The 22,731-nt window shown below is 55.9% G+C and carries 18 protein-coding genes; 1 reads left to right on the top strand and 17 read right to left on the bottom strand.

Annotated elements, in window-relative coordinates; all coding sequences use genetic code 11:
- Nucleotides 1-4 precede the first annotated feature (4 nt).
- The 17 genes from KOR42_RS21395 to KOR42_RS21315 form a co-directional block, all read right to left on the bottom strand.
- Complete coding sequence (locus KOR42_RS21395) at nt 5-4,102, bottom strand: glycosyltransferase (protein WP_146511876.1); 4,098 nt, start codon at nt 4,100-4,102, stop codon at nt 5-7.
- Between the two features lie 206 nt (nt 4,103-4,308).
- A complete protein-coding gene (locus KOR42_RS21390) occupies nt 4,309-5,910 on the bottom strand; it encodes a glycosyltransferase family 4 protein (RefSeq protein ID WP_146511875.1) in 1,602 nt (533 codons plus the stop codon).
- A 392-nt stretch (nt 5,911-6,302) separates the two neighbouring features.
- Nucleotides 6,303-7,184: a hypothetical protein gene (locus KOR42_RS21385; protein ID WP_146511874.1), complete on the bottom strand. Its 882-nt coding sequence runs from the start codon at nt 7,182-7,184 to the stop codon at nt 6,303-6,305.
- Between the two features lie 551 nt (nt 7,185-7,735).
- Nucleotides 7,736-8,752 carry a phage portal protein gene (locus tag KOR42_RS21380; RefSeq protein WP_146511873.1) on the bottom strand — a complete coding sequence of 339 codons (1,017 nt, stop codon included), beginning with the start codon at nt 8,750-8,752 and terminating at the stop codon, nt 7,736-7,738.
- A gap of 48 nt (nt 8,753-8,800) precedes the next feature.
- On the bottom strand, nt 8,801-8,986 hold the full coding sequence (locus tag KOR42_RS21375) for a hypothetical protein (RefSeq protein ID WP_146511872.1): 186 nt from the start codon (nt 8,984-8,986) through the stop codon (nt 8,801-8,803).
- Complete coding sequence (locus tag KOR42_RS21370; protein WP_231741055.1) at nt 8,983-9,306, bottom strand: sigma factor-like helix-turn-helix DNA-binding protein; 324 nt, start codon at nt 9,304-9,306, stop codon at nt 8,983-8,985. Before KOR42_RS21370 ends, KOR42_RS21375 begins: the two co-directional genes overlap by 4 nt.
- A gap of 206 nt (nt 9,307-9,512) precedes the next feature.
- On the bottom strand, nt 9,513-9,899 hold the full coding sequence (locus KOR42_RS21365) for a hypothetical protein (RefSeq protein WP_146511870.1): 387 nt from the start codon (nt 9,897-9,899) through the stop codon (nt 9,513-9,515).
- A 43-nt stretch (nt 9,900-9,942) separates the two neighbouring features.
- A complete protein-coding gene (locus KOR42_RS21360; RefSeq protein ID WP_146511869.1) occupies nt 9,943-13,974 on the bottom strand; it encodes a hypothetical protein in 4,032 nt (1,343 codons plus the stop codon).
- Nucleotides 13,975-14,191: 217 nt separating this feature from the next.
- Nucleotides 14,192-16,537 carry a terminase gpA endonuclease subunit gene (locus tag KOR42_RS21355; RefSeq protein WP_197441424.1) on the bottom strand — a complete coding sequence of 782 codons (2,346 nt, stop codon included), beginning with the start codon at nt 16,535-16,537 and terminating at the stop codon, nt 14,192-14,194.
- Entirely contained in the window at nt 16,455-16,898 is a 444-nt protein-coding gene (locus KOR42_RS21350) for a phage terminase small subunit P27 family (RefSeq protein WP_146511867.1), read from the bottom strand. Before KOR42_RS21350 ends, KOR42_RS21355 begins: the two co-directional genes overlap by 83 nt.
- A gap of 101 nt (nt 16,899-16,999) precedes the next feature.
- Entirely contained in the window at nt 17,000-17,188 is a 189-nt protein-coding gene (locus KOR42_RS21345) for a hypothetical protein (protein ID WP_146511866.1), read from the bottom strand.
- A gap of 53 nt (nt 17,189-17,241) precedes the next feature.
- A complete protein-coding gene (locus KOR42_RS21340) occupies nt 17,242-17,796 on the bottom strand; it encodes a host-nuclease inhibitor Gam family protein (RefSeq protein ID WP_146511865.1) in 555 nt (184 codons plus the stop codon).
- A 199-nt stretch (nt 17,797-17,995) separates the two neighbouring features.
- Nucleotides 17,996-18,931 (bottom strand): hypothetical protein, encoded by a 936-nt coding sequence (locus tag KOR42_RS21335; RefSeq protein WP_146511864.1) that lies wholly within the window; start codon nt 18,929-18,931, stop codon nt 17,996-17,998.
- A 38-nt stretch (nt 18,932-18,969) separates the two neighbouring features.
- Nucleotides 18,970-19,887 carry a peptidoglycan-binding domain-containing protein gene (locus tag KOR42_RS21330; RefSeq protein WP_146511863.1) on the bottom strand — a complete coding sequence of 306 codons (918 nt, stop codon included), beginning with the start codon at nt 19,885-19,887 and terminating at the stop codon, nt 18,970-18,972.
- Complete coding sequence (locus KOR42_RS21325) at nt 19,887-20,546, bottom strand: hypothetical protein (RefSeq protein ID WP_146511862.1); 660 nt, start codon at nt 20,544-20,546, stop codon at nt 19,887-19,889. Before KOR42_RS21325 ends, KOR42_RS21330 begins: the two co-directional genes overlap by 1 nt.
- A gap of 77 nt (nt 20,547-20,623) precedes the next feature.
- The gene (locus KOR42_RS21320) at nt 20,624-21,370 is read right to left on the bottom strand and encodes a coiled-coil domain-containing protein (protein ID WP_146511861.1); all 747 of its coding nucleotides are present in this window, start codon (nt 21,368-21,370) and stop codon (nt 20,624-20,626) included.
- Nucleotides 21,371-21,414: 44 nt separating this feature from the next.
- Nucleotides 21,415-22,206, bottom strand: a complete 792-nt coding sequence (locus tag KOR42_RS21315) for a C40 family peptidase (protein WP_146511860.1) — start codon at nt 22,204-22,206, stop codon at nt 21,415-21,417.
- An 80-nt stretch (nt 22,207-22,286) separates the two neighbouring features.
- On the opposite strand from KOR42_RS21315, the gene KOR42_RS21310 reads away from it, so the two are divergent.
- A complete protein-coding gene (locus tag KOR42_RS21310; protein WP_146511859.1) occupies nt 22,287-22,472 on the top strand; it encodes a hypothetical protein in 186 nt (61 codons plus the stop codon).
- Nucleotides 22,473-22,731: the final 259 nt, after the last annotated feature.

Raw genomic sequence — 22,731 nt, 5'->3', positions numbered from 1 at the left:
CTCCTCAAAATATGGTCGTGGTCTCACTGTTCGAAATCTTTGGATCGAGCGAATCTAGTTCAGACTGAGCTTTTTGTTCCCATGCCAGGCTCAGCTGATGTTCAGTGTCCGGGGAATTTGGGCGCAGTTTAAGTGATTTCTTCAGAGCGCTGATCGCTCGATCGAGTTCGCCGACCTGAATGCAAACAACGCCCAAGTTGTGCAGCACCGCTCCGTCATCTGGCGTCATGGACGCAAGTTTTGAAAGATGTTCGACTGCGGCAGCAGGATCGTTCCCGAACAGGAAATGGCAATATTCGTTGTAAATCCAGCAATCATTAGGGGAGAGTGATGTAGCGTGTTCCAGCTGGCTTCGGGCACGATCCATGTCTCCGTCGCTCATCGAGAGACGCGCCTTCACGACGGCGGCAATGGCCTTGAGCCCGTCATTTCGATATTGCGAATTCTCCACATCGAAATGTCGATCTGAAAGTGCATTGACCACCTGTCGCATGGACTCATAATCCTGATTTCGAATCAGGAGAATTGCGAGTCCTTTCCAGCCTGACTCATAGTCCGGGTGAGCTTCGACAAGATTCCACCATTCATTTTGAGCTTGTTCGAGAGTACCAAGTTCTTCATAGATGACCGCTAGATTGTGCCGCGCTTTGAAATCTGCGATTCCAATATCAACACTCTGGAAATGTCGGTCATCCGACTCCCGGAGAATTTGATGATAGACATCAACGGCTCGTTCAAGTTGTCCAAGATCCCTTAACAGCATTGCCTTCCTGAAGAGCAGCTCTTTATCGCCTTGGTACATCTGCAGGCCAATGTCACATTGCTCAAGTGCCTCTCGATGATTGTCCACAGCAGAAAGACTCCTGACGAGTAACGAGTACGCTTTTCGGAGGTGAGACTCTTCAGTCCTGGAGAGGTCAATACTGTGATTAAGATAGGCTATCGCCTGTTCGTGTTTTCCGTCGTCGGCGTATGTCATGCCGAGGTTAAACAGTGTGAAGGGGTGATTCGGTTTTTCTTGGAGTTCCAGGTGGAGGAGTTTGTAATCACGGTCGAGTTTTTTGGCGCGACCTGACGGGTCTTTGGTGGCTCCTGAATGGACAACGTAGATGTCGGTCCATTCGACTTCACCGCCTGCTCTCCGGATCGCTGGAAGAATCTGTTCGTGAATTCGGAACTCGAAGTTCAGATCCGGGCGATTGCGAATCAGTTTGACGTGATCAACGATCGTGACATCGGTCGGTTCACTCCCGGGGCAGTGGACTTGCATGATGTAGCCGAGGACATTCTCGCGATGCTCGCCATCCACAAGACGTCGTAACTCTTCTCCGCATTCCCAAGGGAGCGTGTCATCTGAATCCATCCAGAAGATCCATTCGCCGAAGGCATACTTCAATGATTCATTGCGTGCAGCTGCAAAATCATCCCGCCAGGGCCAGTGGTAAACTCGGGCTCCGTATGCACGACAGATTTCGGGCGTTGCATCGGTCGATCCTGTATCGACTACAACAATCTCATCCACCCAGCGAACAAGGGACTCTAGACAGGGGTGAATTGTCGATTCGTTGTTCCGCACAATCAGACAGGCAGACAACTGCACGCGATTCTCTTTGAGCAACAAGGCTTCCGATTCATCGACGTCACATAGAAACTCTGGACGTGGATGTCGTTCGAAGTCTTCATGTTGCGGAGTAGCTTCGGTGGATGCGGAGTTGAAGTCGCGGTGGCCGGTTGCATACGGAGCACTGGTCGGGAGGGACAACGACGGCAGACACTTTCGATCGTTCGCAGCGCTCTCGGAGATCGCTCCGACGGTCCCCCGCTCCCTGTTCCACTTCCGCTGGTACAGCTCTTGATTCTGCTGTAACAGAGCTCTCAAATTGACACCGCTTCCCCGGAACGTGACACTTCCGAAGTGGTGCACGAAAGCATCGGTTGCGATCAGGCAGCGGTATCCAGATTCTTGAGCGCGGCGACAAAAGTCATCATCCTCAAAATTACCGATTCCGAACTGCTCATCGAACAGTCCGATCCGGTCGACCAGTTCTCTTTTGAACAGCAGACAAAAACCGACGAGTCGATCCGTGGTAACCCGCTGGTTGTGCTGTTGTTTCGACAGCTCCCACGCGAATCCATCCAGTTGCGACAGGTCATCATAGGTGACATTGACCTGCTGCTCGCCGCTGACATTGTTAGAAAGCGGACCGACCAACCCTACATCCGCCTGTGAGTGCAATGCTTCGAGCATTCTGGTCAGCCAACCTGTCGTGACCAGTGTATCATTGTTGAGCAGGAGCACCTGTGTCCCCTGGGCTGCAGCGATGCCCTGATTGACTGCCGCAGGAAACCCTCGATTCTCGCGGTTTGAGATGAGTCGAACATCATCGCAATGGCCAAGGTACTCTGCCGTCTGATCGTTTGATCCATTGTCAACGACAATGATTTCGTAAGGAGCGATAGTACGCAGACGAATGGAATCCAAACATTGCTTGGTGTAGGACAACTGGTTGTGCGTCACGAGAATGATGGATGTCAGTGGAAGTTCCGATTGCGCTCGTACGGTGGCTCGCGTCAGATACTGATAAGCGAAAAATTCTTCTGCTTCTTCGACACTTCCCGCTTGCAGTTGAAACGGGCCAATGGTGACCTGGGGCGACTTCCCTTGCCGTTCCCACTCCGCATACCCATCCCCTGGTGTCGAGCGCAGTTCGTCAATCTCAAACCCGCATCGGAACAACAGCTTTTCGATCTCTCGCTTCGTGAAGAACCGGACATGATCTTCGTCGAGCAAACCGGCCGATTCATAGGTCCAGTTTCCGGAGAGCAACGAACGCACCACCGTGTGGTTTCTTACGTTCGGTAGACTTGTGATGAGGTGACCATTGGGTGCGAGCCACCTGCGGGCTTTCCGGAGAACGGTTTCCGGGTGACGCAGATGTTCCAGGACGTCAGCACAGACCACGCAATCGAACGCACCTTCTTCAAAATCGATGTCCTCGGAGCAGATATCCCCGATTAGGACTTGGTCAATGCGGGACATGGCGGCCTGGGCTGCTGCTGGGTTCTGTTCCACACCCACGACAGAAGCTGCTTGCCGGGCTTGAAGGGATTGACCGAGTCTCCCGGCACCGCATCCAATGTCCAAGACTCGCTCCGCCGTCACGGGAATCAGATCCAAGACATCGGGTCGAGAAAATTCGAAATAGGACATCTCTTTTTGAGGCATGTAATTTGGTACAGTTGCAGAATCTTGAGGAGCTTTGGAAACGGTCCTCAGGAGAGATTCCATGCGATGTCGGTAGGTGTGATCCTGCAGAACCGCCTCTCGGCCCGCCGTCGCGATCCGTTGGCGGATTTCCGCGTGTTGGAGGTAGTAATGTGCCTTGTCGATCAATTCGTCTTCACCGGCATAGGTGACGAAGTGCACTCCCTCTTGAAAGAGTTCATCCTGTCCATTCTCCCGCAGTGAGTTGGTCAGTAACATGGCTCCGCTACAGAGTCCTTCGAACACCCGCATGTTCACATCATTGGAGATGCTGCGATTGAACACGATTTTGGATGCGGAGTAGACATCAGCCATCTCTTCAAAATACTTCTGACCGACATACGTCCTGGGAAACTCGTGTAGCAGTCGCTCGAGCAGATCCTGACGCGGTCCGGGGAAAATGTGCCCAACAAAAGCAAAGTCAAATTCTTCCGCAGTTGCTCTTCGACCATGGATCGACGGATCGCATGCCAGAGGCAACCATCGTGCCTGCTTGACTCCTTGAGCCTGTAACTGCTCCGCACCATCCCGCTGGGCAGCGAATGTCCAATCCGCCGACTCAGCCAGCTTGAGACAACGCTCAAACCCCAGATGGGTGTCAATGGCCCACCAGGCGGCCGGACGCAGATCGTCTCGCAGGTCTTGCTGCAAACCATCGTCGACGTACAGAAAGAGATCGAATTGTCCCGGTGAAACCTGCTCCAACTCGTCTGGAAGCAGATGCTCGACATGGGAGATGTGTCTTGCCTGAACCAGTTGCCCCAGGGCGCGACGGCAATAGAGTCCTGTTGTCTCCGGTCGACACCGATTGTCGAAGATGACCGCAATGCGTCTCATGGACGGTTCAACTTCCTATCTCCACAAAGGGAGAGTTGGAACCACTCTGGTGACTGTCATGTGATCATGCGCTGAACCATCCCGTCAGAGATTGACTCGACGCAGATCTTCCCTGCATTCTCGAATGAAACGATGTCGATGACGGACGAGCAACCAGGCTCATTCCGTCCACGGAGTCAACTCCATGCAAGCCAACTCCATTCCTCTCAGCAAACTTTTGAAGAGTGATCCATATCTGCAGCGGAACGCACTGCCGGCCCAAACAGTTGGAAATAGTGCCGCTTCAAAATACTATCCCAAGTAAAATCCCTAAGAAACTTCTCTCTGCCGTTCTGCCCCAATTGAACTCGCAAATTCCCGTCATCTAAGAGCGTTTCCAGCTTCTGTGCCAAATCGAGTGAGTCTCCGGGATGGCACAGCAATCCGTTGACTTGGTCCTCAATAACCCAAGCCAATCCTCCAATACGACTGGCCACAACCGGACGACCACATCCCATGGCCTCGACCGCTGTCCGCCCCAGTGCTTCTTGCGCCACCGTCGGAAACACCAGTATGTCACTCTTCGAAATGAGTTGCGGAAGATCTTGCTGAGACTGCCAACCGACAAACTGAATCCACGGAGACTGAGCAGACTGCCAACCCCTGGGTGGTTGATCTGTTACTAACAACTCGAAGTCCTGGCGGCGTTCTCTCAGGATTTTGACTGCGGCAACCAGTACGGAAAACCCTTTGATATACTCACTGCTCAGCCCAGCAAAGAGGATTGTTTTTAATGACCGCTCTGGCGGAGAAACTGTTAAATCACTCGGAAAACGCGCCGAGTTAAATCCACTTGGAACGATGTATGTCGACTGATTGTGTGGTTGAACAAGCTGTGCAATGGCAGGGTTCACAACTAAGACACCAGTCGCTCCCATAAATGCTTGGCGCAGCCTGTCGGGATACTCAGGTTGGAAGAAACCTGCAAGTTCACGCTCCGCCTGATGTAGACTCCCTGACTGGTGTCGAAATGCCTTCACACATTGCAAACACTCTTTAGGATTCACCAGCTGGTTGTTGGGACATTGACACGGAACCCCATCGTGATTCACCAGCAATCTCACATTGTTCAGGGGACAAATCGACTCAAGCGCAGCGATCCGCAGATAATACGGGTAGTCCGCAACAGCTTCAGCCAGCAGTGGCTTCGTATTCCAGCTGTCTGTGACGATTACCGCATCAGGAGCGAAATCTCCCACGGCGTTGCGGAATGTTTCGCGAATCTGTTCAGCATTCCACACCTCCTCTGGAAATCGTAAGGGAACGGAGCGATAGGGCAGCACTTCTCGTACTTCGCCTACTCGCCATCCTTCGTAAACTGCATAAAAATGGCGGACATCGTAACCTTCACGAGTCAGGAACTCAGCCAATTCTTTGGTATGAACCGCTCCTCCGCCTGTCGATGGCCAATTGAACAAAAGACTGACGATGGCAATTTTTGTCCGCGTTCGAGAGGGAGATTCTGTCCCCTTGTAGCGACAACGAACCGCCTGCTCACGAAGGAAGGCGATGTTCTTCTCCAGCACCGCTGGAAAGCCTGCGACGAAATCGGGAGACTCCCGGACATGATCCTCCCAGACTTGATTCAACTCCAGAGAAGCCCCCTGTACATCACCGCACATCGCGTAGATGACACTGAGATTGTTCGCAATGAGCGTGGAGCCAGATTCCTCCCCACCCTCTTTGTTTTGAAGAAGACGCTCAGCGTCACTAAGTCGACCATCACGAGCATATTGACTCGCTAGCGGTACGTGAGAGAAAACGCTCATTGGTTACCCGCTTCCCATGATGAAAAGCCGCACGACTAAGACGATACGGCACGAGCTGAATTAATCAACCGTTCTCAATACGTTTTTCTGTGCAGATAATCCGAAATAACTGTCAGTCAAATGATTTCGGGTTTATGAAGAAATTTTCGCCATAGAGAACGGATTCGTTGGCGTCCCTTTTGCTGTGAAACAGAGCATGTGTAAGATGAATCCGTCTGGTCAATTTAGGATATTGAAGAGGTGATCTGGGTGGTCACAAAGGCACAGTTTGTGAGCCGGTGCCCTGTTCCTATTGACGCCTGAGTCGGCGATGATATCGGTGCATGGGTCATCGTGCTGACGAGCGATTCTCTGTTGAAGCAAAAAGTCTCCATGGTTCATTGAGGAGGTAGCTACAGAGATTCCGCGAGTTCCAAGAACTTCCGGGCGATTTGAGAACGCGTCAGATTCTGGTTGAGCCAGTGCCCGAAGCGCTGGGTCGTCTCCCAGTACTCGCGACTGGTCCACGACTCCCAGTCATCCGGAGATACGACTGAGAATCCTCGTCGAGCCAGATCTTTCGCGGGACCGCTGTCCAGATTCATTGCCACTGGTAGACCGGATGCAATTGAATCCATCGCTTTGGTAGGGGGCTTATGTCGTGCACGAAAATCCTGTCCTTTGACGTCGATGGCGAGTCTGGCAATCGACGCCCATTCGCAATGGATTTCGGGAGTCCATTCCTGAATCCGTACCGTGTTAGCGAGTGCAAATCCAAAATCTGCAGCCACAAACTGACGTTCTCCCATGTTCGTCAGTATCCAAAGTTCATCCTTGAGCGGATGTCGCCTGATCCACTTCACAACGGGTGGAAGGTTCGCCATTTGGCCAGTCCAGAGAATGGGCCCTGAACATTTTTGCTCACTCGGCATGGACGTAATGAATTTTACATGGTGATCCAACACTGTAGTTCGCGAATACGCACGGAAGTATTTCGAGAGAGACGTTGCATGGCTCACGATGCAATCGAACAGCCGCAAGGATTCCCAGTCGGCATCAATTTCTGCCACACTTCCGTAGATATCAACTGGACAGTAAATCAATTTGACGAAGCGTTTGAGGTGTCTGAGAAAGGGCAGCGGTGGTTTGAATTTGATGAAGACCACTGCATCGCATGATGGGATCTCTTGGTCGAACGCGATCGCATGATCGGGGCCGAGTTCATTGATGAGATCCTGACCAATCCATTCCCATGAACCAAACCCAGGAGCTTTTGGTCCGAACGCCAGTTTCATCTTCTGTCCTCAGCAGAGTCTCCAGTATGATCTGCACCCGCCAAACTGACACGGTTTGCGACAATACCAACTGACTTGTCGTCCAGTCACTCTCGCACCGAAAGGATTCCAACGACTCCGACCAGAACACGACTTCAGCCAATGTTCCCAGCCCAGACATCAAAGTGCGCCAAACAGGAGATGAAGATCTGACGTATGGAAGAATGGATGTTGGTGAAGAGATTCTGAATTCGTGTGCTGGGCAAAGCAATCCTGGCTGATTAAACTCACGCAACATTGGTCTGCAAGGACCTTGGAATTGGTACGAGAGAGTGCAGAATCCTCGCATCCAACCCTGTACATCAATTCCAATTTGAGCGACCTGTTGATTGTCACTTGAGTTGTTTGTGATGGTCAGGTTCGCGCGAGGTGTTTTTGATGCGGATGGAATTGCTATTGATGTGTATGCTCATGGAACGAAAAACCCGTTTCCACGCTTTGGCAGCAGACGCCGTCGGTTGAGCCATCCCGAGTCCTTTCTTTCGAGTCAAGTAGAGGGTGACATGCTCATGTCAAAAGACGACTCGGCGTTGCGCGTATTGCTTTAATTTCCAACCGAACGGAAGCGAAGTCAGCATATCGTAATCGATGTCGACGATATCGAAGCTCTCGACATCGGGATCGAACGCTTCGTTGTCATCGTTGAGATGTGACGCTCCGGTCTCGATCACGCCGGTGAACTTGGCTGCACTGCGGGCATTGTGCAGGACGGCCAGCAGGTAGTCTCTGCGAAGAGCAGCGACCGGCATCGCGGTCGTTGTCTGAGGCACGCCCCGATGTTGTTCAGGACGATCCTGACGAAACGCATGGATCATCATCGACGCATCGACGGCAACGGTTTCGTCGGTGTAAAACGAACTGCCCGGATGTTGAGTCAGGACGTGATAGGTCTGCGGTTCGCACAGTTCATCGAGATCGATCCCGTCGATTTTGTAAGGATCGTAGCGCAGTCGGGGAGTCGTGATTCGATCGCACTCAATGACCTTGTAGTCGAGTGTCATCGGCAGCCAGCGCTGCAGCTTGCGATTGGTGACGACCTGCGCGAAGGCTTCACCATCGACAATTTCGGCGAGCTCCATCAGACGCAGTTTTTTCGCCAGACGGATCCGTTTGGCCCAGGCATGAAAGCGTTGCTCAAGTTCCCGATTTAAATCGGGACGACCGGGAATGAGCATCTGCAGTCGTGGACCGGTTCCGATCACATCATTCGCGAGAGTGTGCACGATCCCCTGCATGATCGGATCGGCTTCGTGGCAATGATAACGCGAGCGATTTCGCAGCTCGGTGCGGACTTCCAGCGAGTTGGCCTCATCCGCCGAGAGACCATCAGCGTTTCTCCAGTAGCGGTTGTTGAACTCGTTCGTTGACGCGGCATCATAGCTCGCCTGAACTTCACGTTGCTGTCGGCGGACTTTTCGCAGACGGGGACGATCCTGCGAGCCGAGGTCTCGGTGTCTCTCCGCAGCGGGAGTGCGGGTGAACCAGTTGGAGAGGTGCCAGTTGGAGAGGTGTTTCAGAGGGGCGATCACAGGAGAGCTCGATCAGGCGGGGAACGGACACGAGACGCAGTGGGTGCTTTACTGCGTTCCCTGATTGCGGAGGCGGCCCATGCGGATTCCGAATCCGGGTTTCTGGGCAGTTTCGTTGGCATCGGTGTGACGTTGAGCTTCGACCTGCGAACCGAGATCGTGCTGAGTTGTGGTCTGTCGATCGACGGTGATGCTTTTCGGTTTGGAGGCCTTCTCGGAAACGTTGTCGCTCATGAGTCTTCGGGATCCGGCTGGGGAGGAAGAGTGGAAGAATTGAGGATCTGTTCGGGATCGGAATCCCAGTTGACTGCGAACCGTTCGCGGAGCTGATCAGCAGTCAAACGGACGATCCGGGAGACGTGTCCCTTGGGATGACCGAAGGCTCGGCCGATGCGTTCCAGCGTCCAGCCGTGGTCGGTGTACAGATGCAGGCAGGCGAGCTGCTTCCAGCGGAGAGGATTCTCACCCGCCCATTCGATTTCGAATTTCTCCATCAGATCCGAAGCGTCACTGCGCACGGAGATCTTGACGTGATTGCGATCGACGATCGACATGGGCATCGGAGGGTTGGAAGGGAGATCGGGGAGAATGGACAGGAGCTGCAGGTTGCGTCATGACGCCCGGGCGCGGCAATGTCATTTTGCAGAGTGCTGGAAATCAGGCGTCGAGCCTTCAGACGACTGCCTGGGGTTGCGCGTCGCGATCGTCAGCTCTGTTGGTGCCAGCTCGCATCGCTGTTTCCGACGATGTCGGCCGAAACTTACTCACCAGGAATGGCATATAGCGTGGCGGTCGACGGAGTGCTCAGCCTCAGCTGGATGCTGTGACAGGCGAACACCTTCGGACCGAGGTCTTTCGAGCATCCGCTACTGATTGTGATTTCAGAGATGTCTTCACACAGAAACAGTGATTGTGTGAACGGATTGAACTCGTAGACCGTGAACGTCACATCGCCGCCGGTCGGATTGAGGACGCGGCAGCCGCGGCCCGGTCGAAACACCGTCGACGCGGCATCGTTGCGAGCCAGGACTGTCGTTGGTGTCACCGACTTCTCTGTTTTCGCAGCCAGACAGAACGTGGTGATCGCGAGCGTGATCATCAGCAGACCGAATGAACGCAGTGGTCGGGATGTGGAAACATGGGCCATGATGTCCTCCTTATAAGAGATGGAACGTCGTGGGGAGTGAACGTCAGTTGCGGGAGACTCGGCTCAGTGATCGCAGTGAGAGGGATCGCAGCGAGTTGGGACCCCAGCGCGGAAGATCGACTCCGACACTGAATCGCCGAATCAGGTTTTCGTACGCATCGAGATCGTCATCACCACCGGGATCCGGCGGATCATCGTCCACATCCGGAAACGCTCCGAGTGAATCGGTTCCATCCGCGTTGAACGCGACATAGCCACTCCCATCTGGCAAGGGCCGGTGAGATCGGTAGACCAGCCCAGCGGGAAGTTTTGCCAGGACTGGCGAATCTACTTCGGGATTGCCGTCGACGCCGATTTTGAGATCGTCTGTCGTGAAGTTCGTGGCTGCGAACAGACCACTTTCGAAGTCGCCATCCTGCTCGATGTTGAACGCGAGATATCTTTCGCCGTTCTGCACAATGTGACCGCCGTCGATACTCGTTGAATCGGGGTCAAACGTCTGCCAGACATTTGCCATCCAGATATCATCGGACGTGGAATCCGCGAGCGTGTATTTCCAGTAGACCCGTTGCCCGCCGACGCAGGTGTTGCCGACATAGTTGAAGTTGTGAGTGTCGCAATTGAACGCCCCCGCCTGAGACGCATCTGGGAGGTTCAGCCAAGCATTGTTCACCATGCAGGAGTCGTACAGGCCACCCGCGATCCCTTGAATCAGGATGTGCTGAAGGTCCGAGTCGTTCGTCGACCCATTCGGAAGATTGTGCTGATAAGCACAGTCCATCAGCATGTAGTTGTACTGCGGTGATGTACTCACTGTCCCATCGACGTAGGCGTACCACTGAGCCATCGCATCACAGTGTGCATCGAATCGAGACCAGACGGAAATCACAGACGTCTTCGCATCGCTCCATGTGAATGCTCCAGACGCGGAAGCGTTCTCCGCCGTGAAGAATCTCGCTCCGAGATATCCGGTCATGCCTTCCGGGAGATTCGCCTCGTAGGTCGCGGTCGCTGTCCAGTCAGCCTGAGCGTTGATCCAGTCGACAACTTCCTCGATCGTGGTCGCTTCGCCATAACCTTCAGCGGGTTTTGACTCGATCGTTCCCCTCAGAAACACCAGAGTCAAATCAGAAGAACCGGATGAACTCAGGATGATCCCGCCGTCCGGTTGCCAGTCCTCAACCATCGGGTCTGGGTCAACGTCCGTGTATCCCGAAGCTCCGCCGAACCCGAACTTCTCGACGCTCGCTGTTGCGTCCCCTCCCGTGTATTGAACCTGAATCGATTCATAGCCCGTGATGTACGGGTCTGGCTGGCACGCTTGGATTCTGGTCCCGACCATCTGACGAGTCGCGGAACCATCTCGAACTGATTCGATCATCGAGTCGTGAATTGAGTGCGCGGTAATGATCCCGTCATAGACCTCGTGCCAGTAGCACAACTCAGTCCCGAATGTGATCGGTGACAACTGGATCGTGGCTTGAAGCGGCTGTCCGTCTGATCCGATCGCGTAGAGTCCTTCTGAGTGGAAGAACTCACACTCCGTGAACGTGTGGTAGCAGTCTCCGCCTCGTCCCGGAATCGCGATGTTGTAGTCGAACCGAAGCCCTTTGATCTGGAGTCTCCAGACGTCGAAGTCGGCGTAGGGTCCAGTGGTTTCTGGATAGTTCGCACCGTCTGTGGTGAGCGTGATGTCGTCGTTGGTCACGCCGTCGTCGAGTTCCAGCAAGATGCCCGCGGTGTTCTCGACCGCAGCTCCAGCGGTGTCCAGAATCTGCGTTCCAGCTTTGAGCTTCACAATCCCGCCGTTGACTCCGCAGGCGGTGAGTGCCTCATCGACCGTTTTGAACGGACTTCCCGAGGAACCATCTCCGCTCGACACGACGTCTCCGCTGGCGTAGTACGTCGTGGGAGTGGCCGACAACTTGTGCAAATGAATCGGTTCCCAGTAGGGATCACTCGTGCTGTCGACTTCGTTGATCGCCACACTCGAAAGCGTTTGAAAGTTTGGATCGTTGGCGGTGACTGTCGCCGCCACGTCGTACACTCCGGCCGGAAGACTCGCCGGAATTTCACACCAGTGGGCCAGCTGGTAGCGGGTGGAACCATCCGCGTTGACTCCGATGTTTCGCACTGTGGGAGTGGTCACGGTGACTCTGTTTCCGTTGCCGCTCGACTTGTCGCGAATCAGGAACTCGACTTCGCGAATCCCGCCATGCGCGTAGCAGACGACTCCCGCCCAGTAAGAGTCCTCCGATTTCACCACCTGACAATATTCCGATCCGACCCAGCGGCAGGTGGGTCGTTTGGCCGTTCTCGCTTCGAACGTTGGCAATGCCTGAGCTGAGGCTCCCGTCATATCGAGCGTCGGCTCGCTGACTCCGGAGACGTCCACCACAGTGAAGTTCACGTCGAACGAATAGGTCGCTTCCTCGTCCGAGTCAGAGGTGATCGTGACCGTTCCCGATCTCGCACCCTCGCTGTTTGGAGTCAGTCGAAAGCGGTAGATCCCATAGCCTCCATTCGGCATCGAATCTGAGGAGAACGCCGACGCTCGATCCCAGACCAGATCTCCGGAGACTTCGATGTTCGACACCATCAGTCCCATCGTGGAGTTGGCCGAGTCCGACTCGATCTTGATCGGCAGGTCCGGATTGCTGCCGAGCGGAACCGTCAACGGGACGTTGATCGTCCCCCCGTTGGCGACTTCATTCCCGTACAACGAGACCTTGATGTCCTTCGAAAACGCAGGCTGATCAAACGGGGTCTGTTCATCGTTCACCGTGAAACCCGTTGCAGCATGGATCGTTGCATTTCCGAGCGGGTCGACGAGTTGTCCGGATGCGATGTCGAACAGGAAGATTGCGATTGGCTCGGCGTAGGTGTCCAAACCCTTTCCGACGCCTCCCTCTCCACCATCATAGAACTCAGAAGTCGTCGCAGAGTGGTAGGTGTCGTAGACGGCGACCGCCGCCAGTTTGCCATTGAACCCACCGAATTTGATGTGACCGGTGGGAGTCAAAGACTGCGGAGTTCCTTGAGAGAGATTGCCGGAGTCATCCATCGCTGACCAGGTGCGTCCGTTTGGATCGACGTTCATTGCCGATCGGTAGAACATGTGCCAGGTGTCATCGGTCGCCACTTGCGAATTTGACCAGGTGGAACCGGTCGCATGACCTGCGTGGCCGTAAGTGTTTCCGTCCGCCTCGACACCCAGAATCACCTTCGTGTTGCCTCCCAGTGTTCCATCCTCGGAGGCAATCGTCTGCGGTCCATCTCCCGCGACGTCGTCGATCATGGCCCAGGCCACGAACGTGTATTGTCCCGAGGTGACGGGAGCATCCAGGAGGGTTCTTGGCAGGCTGACTTCAATATTGGTGGCGGTTGTGACCGTGGCTGTGCCGTAGGTGTTGCCGGTCGATTCCGGAATGTCCAGCACTAGAAAGTCATCGACACGCACTCCGGAGTTGTGCAGCCGCAGTCCGATGTAGGTGTTCGTCAGTCCGGTGGCATTGGTCCAACTCGCCTTCTCGGCCCCGTCGACATCGACGGTGATCGCATCACCATCAGTCACGATGTGAATGGTGTAAACGGAACTGAGGCCGATGTCACTCGGCTGGGCCGCTCCCACCACACTCATCGACTGGTCGACCAGCGAGATCGTCCCTGCACTCGCATCGTGGAAGACTCCCAGTGCCTGCGTCATGTCGCTGTTGGAGCGGATCCAGAACACCGCATCGGCAGATGAGGAGGTGAACGACACGGTCTGGAGTGTGAACGTAATGTCGAGATCGGCATCCCGCATGTTCAGGATTGCCGAGCCCACACTGTTGGCTCCAGTCACCTTGTTGACACTGTTGTTGACGTTCGGAGAGGTGCCAGCTGTCAGGATCCAGGGCGTCGAGTCGACGCCTGAGTTCCAGTAGATGTTCCCTTCAGGACCGGTCACATCCCAGTCGGTCAGCGCGGGCGAGGTCGCACTCAAAAACGTATCGAGGTACAACGTTTCGGCCTGCACGAACGGACCGCAGAGAGCGAATCCGACAATCAGAAGCAGTCGCCTGAGAGCGTTCATGAGCTGGAGTCGTCTGAAACTGGGGAAGTGGGCAGATCGACACGCTGAGATGAGTGAGCGCCACAGAAATCACACTCGCAGCGAGTCACCACGCGCGTAATCGTGATGCGTTCGCCGTGGTCGTTTTTGCGGGAAATGTTGCGCGACCGGACCGAGAGCGGGTGCGCTTCCGGGCAACCGCACTTCGGACATTCGTAGCTTGCGGGAGGATTTGTAGTCATCGGCTCTTGCTCCGTTTGGCGGCTCGGCGTTCGGCGAGTGACTTTCGGTTTCGGGTGCGAGTGGTCGATTCGCGTTGACCGGTCGTTCGGGCTCCGACCCAGGAACCGAGCGTGTGGCAGTTGTAGAAACAGTCAAACCAGTGGTTCTCGCCGCCGGGCTTCAATCGGAACATGTCCGTGGCTCGTTCTCCGCCGATGATTCGGGTTCGGGACTCCGAGGTGAGCTGAGTCGCCAGAAACTCATGATTCGCTTTGCGACGTTTGCCGTTGGAGTTTTTGGATTCATAACCAAACAGCGTACAACTCCCCGGATCGCCGATGTTGGTGGCGAGTCGACGCAGGCTGAATGACTTCCAGTAATTGGCGTCGACCATCACCTGACGCAATGTTCCCCGGCCGCGACGAACGATGAACTCCTGTCCGAGCACTTCACCTGGCTTGCGGCGATACTGGCTGATCGGAGTTTCGCCCGGTGTGAGTTCGCGGCCGATCGAGGGATAGATCGTCTTGGTCCACTTCTGATCGCGAATCACTTTGTGCACGGTCGATGTCAGGTACTGCTGGTCGATCATGCCGCGTTCGATTTGCAGAGCGGTCCCATCGGCCCGTGACCAGGTCCGTTCCAGCAGCCCGCCGATCAGCTCGGTGAGACCTTTGTAGAGTGCCCCTTCGACTCCGGACCCGCGATACTTCATCTGCAGCGTCGGGTTGGCTCTCCGCATCTTGAACGTCGGTCGCGGCTGTTCGGGGAAGCAGCCATAGTCGATGACGTAGCCCGAGAAGTTCCATTCGAACCCCATCACCATCCACATCAACGCTCGTTTGTGACAATCCACGAATAGCGTGAGCCAGTCGACTTCGTGAGGAATTTCGCCCCGGGCGAAGTTGTTGGTCCGCGTCACAATTTCAGATGCAGTCAGCAGTTCTTCATCGGCGTTCGGATCGCGGGGATCGTTCTGGTACTCGGAGAAGAATGCGGCTTCATCCCGCAGAAAGAGATTCATGGCGTGCTGGATGGCCGAGGGTTCGTCGGGACGTTTGCGAGCGTCCCAGCTGACCCGAGCACCTTTGTCCATCGCCTTTTGATGCTGACGGTAGAACTCCGTGGCGACGGCCGGGATCGCTTCGGCCTCTTCATCACCCATCCCCTGCAGAGCACGTGTGAAGATGTCCCAGTACTCTTCCCAGAGCTCCATGTTCTCCGGAAACGACAACAGCATCGACGTCCGCACCCCGCGCCACGAGGGATGCTTTTCGGTATCGAGAATGGTGTCGGCCATGTCTCCCGGTGCAATCACCGTACAGGGCATGAGAGCTGCGATTTCACCACCGGGCCCCGACATCCCCAGGACGTCGGCACTGATGATCCGGGTTCTCGTCGAGGACTGATCCGGAGACTCGGCCGATTCGCGGGTCTGTGGATCATCGATCAGCAGCAGTGACGGACGTTCGATCGTCCCGTTGGCCATTCTCTGATTGGCACCTCGCAGCGAGCTGAGCAGGCCTCCCGCTTTGATGACCGCTCCGGAGGAGGGCGAGTTGGCGACCGTCGGGAGAATCAATGTCCGCTTCTGGAACTTGACGCGAGTCCGTTGCCCATTGAGCAGTTGCCCTTTGGCCCGGTTGTGAATCCCGTCGAGTTTGACGAGCGGAAAGCAGATTTCGGGGAAGTCGGCGAGGAGTTCGGCGTTGCCTTCGTAGTCCTGCTGAATCGTCTGCAGAGCCTCTTCGCCTTTGTCTTCGTTGGCTCCAATCAGAAACACGTAGCGATGAAACCCGTAGTTGATCGCCCATTGGCAAGCGTGCCGGCACAACGTCGTCTTGCCACTTCCCCGCGGCATCGCCAAAGCAAAGAGTGCTCCCTGACGAATGACGACTTCCGCACGTTTGATCAGTAGCAGGTGATCCTGAGACCAGGCGAACGGGAAGGCTGGAGCGTGATAGGTCTCCAGGTAGAACTTGAGATCACGTTCTGCGTGGGATCGACGTTTGGGATTGTCGATCGGAGGGAGCGGACCGATTTCACGCACCTGGCGAGACTTGTCCAGCTGGTACCGGGCCGAACGTTGTCGTTGGCGCTCGTAAGGCGTCGACGCCGGGGGAGTGCTCCGCGCGGGTGCAATGTCTCGGACGATCTCCAACAGCTGGTCGACTTCGGCAACGTCGAGGCAGTGTTGGCCGAGTCCATCGACCGAGTGCAAAATGAGATCGGCCCGTTCGATGCGTCGGGCCAACGTATTGAGCAGATCCCGCTGGTCTTTAGTTGTCGCAGCCGCGGCGAGCTCGGGCCAACCATGCGGCAAGCCCGTCGAGGGAGGAGTCGGTGGTTTCAGACGCGGCATGGGAGGAACCTGCAGGATCGGAGGAATCGTGCACCGCATCGAGCAGACCGAGTTCCTTCAGGAGCATCGAGATCTGCTTGACCAGCTCTGCCTGAACCCGAAACGCCGGATGAACCTTCTCGACTTCATACTGAGGATGGATCTCGGTGATGACCTGACCATCCTTGTTGAGCCGTTCCGTCGCTCGGCGATACTGCGCCAGTGCCTGGCAGAACCGGATCAGGCTGGAAGGATCGGCATCCTGCAGGAGACCGCGTCGTTTGAGACTGTCGACCAGCGTCGGCCAGTGAGCACGCGCGTGATCATCGAGCCAGTCGGGACAACTCAGCGGAGGGGTGGCAGGTTTGGGCTTCGGCGCCATGGGAGCAATTTTCGAACATGTTTCGAATTCATCGGCATCGTTCTCGCACGAGCAAACTCAGTTGTTGAGTCTGGAGAATCGCTCAAGCGAGTGCACTGAAATCAGACGTCGAGCAACCAGGTGATCAGACGCAGCAGAGCGATCAGGCCTGTCACCAGCAGCAGCAAGTGCAGAAACGAAGCGATCATCTCAAACAGAAACCAGCCGAGGTTTCCGAGTGCCCGTTTGGGGGTCTTCTGAGAATTGCGGTATTGCCGCAATCGGGGATCGTCCGGGGGAAATAGTGGCACAAGCGTACCCTTTCGAGTTCAGTCCGATGACGATCCCACAAGGCAGGGAGTGTTCAATCGGTTTTGATCGTGATCGAGTCGTGTTCAGGCGTGACGACGTTGATTCCGAGCTGTTTCAACCGGTTGCGCTTGAGCAGTCCGGACTTCAGCGCGGTCAGCATCTTCGACTGACTCGGTTTGATGTCGAACTCGATCAGCGAGCGAAGTTCGGGGTTCTGATCGAAGATCGTTTCCAGCGAGGCGTTGAGACCAAATCGGTCACGTATCTTGCCGATGGTCGCTTTGCGGTCGAACTCCAGTTTGTCACTGGCAGCCCGGGCGGAGATCTTTCCGTGCGGCCATTGCAACGTCTTCTGTTGCGCAAAGAGTGTCTCCGCCTCGGCCAGCACGTAGGTCTCGATCGCGGTTTCGAGTTCGGCGATGTACTCAGCAATCGAGACTCGGCGACGGCCGACGCGAATTGTCAGTCGCTGTTCGAGCTTTTGCCGCAGGGCGGAGAGTTCCGTTTCGATCTCGTTTTGGATCTGATCATGCTGCAGGCGATGTGATTGCAGCAGTTCCAGCGCATGAGCCAGATCTTCGCGGCTCTGGACAGAGGGCGTTTCCATGATGGGACTCGAATTGAGGAGGGAAGGGAATCGGGGAGAAGAGAGGAAAGTTCAGCGGCAGCCGGTGCGAGAGGAGGGTCGGAGTTTCGAGCGATCGCTCGAATCGAATCCGACAGCACCGGCTGCCGGAAGTCCGGCGAAGCTGTGAACACAGCAGGGAGGGGCCGGAAGTCTTCGAATCAAAAATGAGTGAATGGAATCAGCGACGTTTGCTTTTCCGGGGAATCCATCGCCATTGCTGTTGGGCACATTGACCGTTGGGGCAAGCATTGAGATTCTGCAGGATGACAGGTGGAGAACGGACAGCTGGTTTCGCGGGCTGTGAGACAGGTCTGGTCGAGGCAGTGCGTGTTGGACTGATCACGCCTTCGTGATGGGCTGAATGCAGCCAGAGTGCCTCCGTTTGCGAGAGTCCGTTCACCTGGTCTGCGGTGAATGCGTGGTTGCCATCCATCAGATGTTGCCAGACTGCGGAGGGAGGCTGTATCTCCGCTGCGAGGTACTGTCTGGTTGCCCGGTAGTTGGCGATCTGTTGGCGGAGTTGGGGTTGTGTGAAATAGAGCGCTGAATCTGGTGCAACGATAGCCCCGGGTGACTCACCCGGGGTTAACTGTGAATCAGCGGGGGGTATCTGTGATTGAGTAACCGGCGATGTATTCAACCGCAGTGCGGACTCCAGTTGCTGCAGTCGGGATTCGTGATCGGCGACCTGAGCTTCGAGTCGGGCCGCTGCCTCGAGTAAATCGCCCGCCTGCGCATTCACCTGGCCGAAACAGAGAATTCCGAGCAGTACAAAGAACGGCACGGTCACCTTCTTCCGCACGCCCTCTGACGCCGGAGTCTCGGTTTCGCTGAGCAGCTCGTCGAGTTCTTCATCGGTGAGCGCCATTCCAGTAGCGATCGCTTCATCGGTCAACTCACGCAGATGCACACCGCGAAATCCTTGCTTCCGATAGAGCTTCATCATTTCCCGTCGAGCTCGGCGGGATCCGCTCGCGATGTGTGCTTTGGCAGTTCGTGAACCACACAGTCCGATCAGTGCGGTGATGCCCGCAATGATGAGTGAGGGATCGATCGAGGCGTCGGGAACGACTTCGGCGTAGACACGGTCGAGATGATGTTTGAGTGGGGACATGATGAATTCCGCGGTGAATGGAGTTGGACGGACAATCGTTACTGGCCGAACATCTCGACCAGAAACACGCGCTTGCCGTTGGCGAGCGTGAATGGCTCGGAATACGGTTTCACACCGCTGGGGGTGTCATCCGGAGGATTGTAGGAGTCGGGATCATCTTCGCCGCCGGGAACGTTGACCGGTTGACCTCCGAACCAGCGTTTGAGGATCGACGTGGACGGATCCGAACCATCCCAGCGTCCCGAGAGCCCATTCACGATCGAGGGATTCATGACACCGCCTCGGGAGTGCTGCAGTCCGCAGTTGTGTCCGAGCTCATGCAGAAACAATGTGGTCCATTCGCGGACGATGTTGGTCGGTTGGTACCGCGTATCGAACTGCGCCCAGATCTCGGACGTACAGGTCTGGTTGTGGCCGTTGCCGACGATCGCCAGTCCAATCCAGCCTCGGCCGCGAGTCCAGCTGATGACAGTGTTGGCTCGACCATCGAACCGAGCCTTTGTCAGCATGTCGATGCCGTCCGCACCGCGGAAGATGATCAGTAGCCCGATCTCGGCATAGGCCTGCTGGACGTTCTTCAGGACCGCGTGGAGATGTGGCTCCAGAAAGACTGGCATGTTGCTCACATCAACGTCGGCAATCATGCGATGTTCATTGACGGCGCCGTGACAGTTCTTCCAGCCTCCGGTCGCAATGGCCGCGGCCAGTCCGGAATCGTCCCGAACACAACAGCGCGGCATCGACATCACCAGCTGCGTGGCCGGTCCGAGCACACCATCGTGGTGGAGAGGTTTTCCAGTCTCAGCTTTCAGCCTGGCGACGTTGGCGTCGAACCGCTGGAACTTCGCGATCGCGGACGTCAGCCCAATGTCCTCAAACGACTGCGGATCTTCAGAGTCCGAAAGGTAGCCGTAGCGTTTCAGGAAATCACAGGTCGTTTGCAGCAGATCGGCCATTACGAGCCTCCTCCGAAACGGGAATTGATGAACTCGATGAGAATGGCGATCAACGCATCGATCAACGGCTGCAGCCAGTCAGGGAGAGCAGTCCCCTGGGACGTGGCCAGCAAGGCGTTGCCGGCATCGGTCAGAAATTCGGACCATTGGAGCCGGGTCAGTTTGCCGCCAGAGTTGAGCAGCTGAATCGTCAGTTCCTGCGTGATTTTCTGATCGACCTCTTTCCACTCCGAGCGATCTTTCTCCGGAATCAGTTCGATGGCCTTATTGGTCGCCAGTTTGAACGCGGCGTTGACATCATCATTGTTCGTGGGAATCGTCCCGTCGGCGATTTTGGTCCCGACGAACTTATAGGCTTCTCCCAGGAGGTTGGCACCGACCGGATCATCGAGTCCTGCGGTCCATTGCTCGATCTTGTGAGCGATGTCGCTGGAAGGTGGATCATCATCGGGAGTGACATCAGGTGGAACGGGGACATCCCCTGAACCGGGCAGTCGAACGATGTTCTCGATCTTGATGGCGGGAGTGCCATTGCCTGAAGAGAAATACGCCGTTCCATCGGAGTTGAGAACGATGGTCGGGACACCGGCCGAGGCGGAGAGGGCACAGAGGGCCAGGCAGAATCCTGCGAGCGCCAAGAACAGAGAGCGAATTGTCATGAATCAACCTTTGAGAGAGGGGTTCTGATGAGTGCTTCGCGTTGCGCGGTCGCTCAGCGATGGTCTTCGACTGAAGGTCAGTCCTGTGGTTGTTGGCGAACCGTGACCACGGCGACGCGTGATGTGAGCAGCAACTCAAGCAGCTCCTGGTAGTGGTTTCGTTGCTTCTTCAAATGATTCCGCTGTTCGACCAGGTGGGCGATGTTGTCACTCTGAGTGGCAAGTCGAGTCTCGGCCGTCTCCAGCTGCTGTTGAAGCTGATCGCGATCCTCAGTCAGAGCATCGATTTGACCATCCTGTTCTCCGATGACATCACGAAAGCGATTGACCTTCGATTCGAGGGTCTCGATCTGGCGACGCTGAACGGCCTCGCTGGCTGCGCGTCTGACGAGGTCTCTGCCACCATCACCCGTCTCGGCAAGTCGTTGCAGAAGATCGGTGGCGGTATCACGAGACAACGGGAAGGCAGTCCCCAGCTCATTGGCCAGGATCTGCTTCGGACTCGGAGCTGCGAAAGAGACGCGAGGTCCGGGGAGGGCTGCATTGGCCATCGTTTTGCGCACTTGATCGAGTTGCTGGTGCGCGTGGCGGATTGCTTCAGTCATCGGCGAGAGCCCGTATTTTGAAGTTGGGGACACTTCGCCGCACGCTGCTTCCGACGATGATTCGTCCGGGTCATCATCGGAAGCATCGGCATCTTCGAAGTCATCTTCGTCGCTCTCGCTGCTGATGGGATTGAAATGGAACTCCTGTTCGGATTCGGGATTGTCGATCCAATTCGAAACTCCCTGAATCTGGCAGTTGTGGAAGATGTTGACGATCATCGAACGTCTCCTCATGAGGGTTGATGGTGGAAGAAGAACCGTGATCACACGGATGCAGGAAAACGCAATGTGATCGGATCCGAGAGTGGCGCAGTGAAGGTGTGAATCCGTTCGTATTTGCCGAGCCTAAGCAGCTCATGAATCAGACGGCCGGGGTTGTACCAGGCAGGGTTGGCCTGATTGAGCAGTCCGATCCGCATCAGGGCGGCCGCGATCAGCTCGCTGCAGAAGAGGTGTTGCTGATCAGCCTTCGGCATCCAGTTGAGCAGGTGATAAGTCTTGGCCGCCGAGATCAGAGCGCCACGCATGTCGTAGGTCGCCTGAAACTTGTGAACGAACGACTCGACCAGGTCGAATTCGAGACGGGCCGCTTCGCGGGCATCGAGTGCGTGAATCCCCACGAGGCGATAGACATCCACCGATCCGCCAGCTGCGGTGTAGTCGTCAATCCGTTCGTGGATGTGCTGGACCTGAGCACCCTGGCAGATCGTTCCGCGAATGAGACAGGGGTGTCGATTGAGCGTGGTCGATTCGACCAGCACCGGTTGGCCTTCCAGTCGCTGCGAGCGAGTGATGATGCCGACGTGTGACGGCGGCTTCCACAGACTCCATGGATCGAGTGGCCACCGCGTGCCGCTGCGGATCACAGCGGAGGTCAGGTCACGACCGTGGCAAGCGAGAACATCACCAGGTTGCCACGCGTTGACCAGTGGGAGAGCGTTCGGAATCGGAGTTGTCACGTTGCCTCTCCCTGATAAGATCAGCCTCGCTTCGCCTCCTGCGGCGAGGTCTGAATCGACGGTGTCTTCCTGACGTGCCGATGCGGGTACGTTCATGAGGCGTCATGACGGGTGGGACTGTCAAGGCGCGATCGCCTACCGATTCCGCACACCGCGGAGAGATCAAGGATTGAGACATGGCTCCGCAGCCACTTGAAGTGCGTGTCCCTGTGACCGTGAAGCTTCCCGCATTGCTCAAGCGTGAAGTGCAGAACGCAGCCAAGCAGCAAGGTCAGACGATGATGGAGTATCTCGTTGAGGCAGCACGCAAACGGCTCGACGAAGAGAAGCTCGAGGGCTCAGTCCGCACCCGATCACCATGAACGCAGCGGCCGCCAGCCAGGGCGAGCGGGTCCTTCCTAACAGCTACGTTCCTCCCCGGGGGCAGGCGGAGCCGCAGCGCGATGCGACACACTTTCTTTCGCCATTGGGTTGATAAAAAAAGAGAGGATGATCGGGAAGTTCATCGCAGTTGTTAAAGCAGACTACCACGGCAAGCGGATCGAGGGTTGTGAAGCAATCAGACTCGCATCAGAAGAGAATTACGGTTCTTGGCCGCCGTTCGGGTGAAGACCGTCAACT

Origin of the sequence: Thalassoglobus neptunius (assembly GCF_007859735.1) — a bacterium.
Classification (GTDB): Bacteria; Planctomycetota; Planctomycetia; order Planctomycetales; family Planctomycetaceae; genus Thalassoglobus; species Thalassoglobus neptunius.
This window is presented reverse-complemented; position numbering and strand designations above follow the sequence as displayed.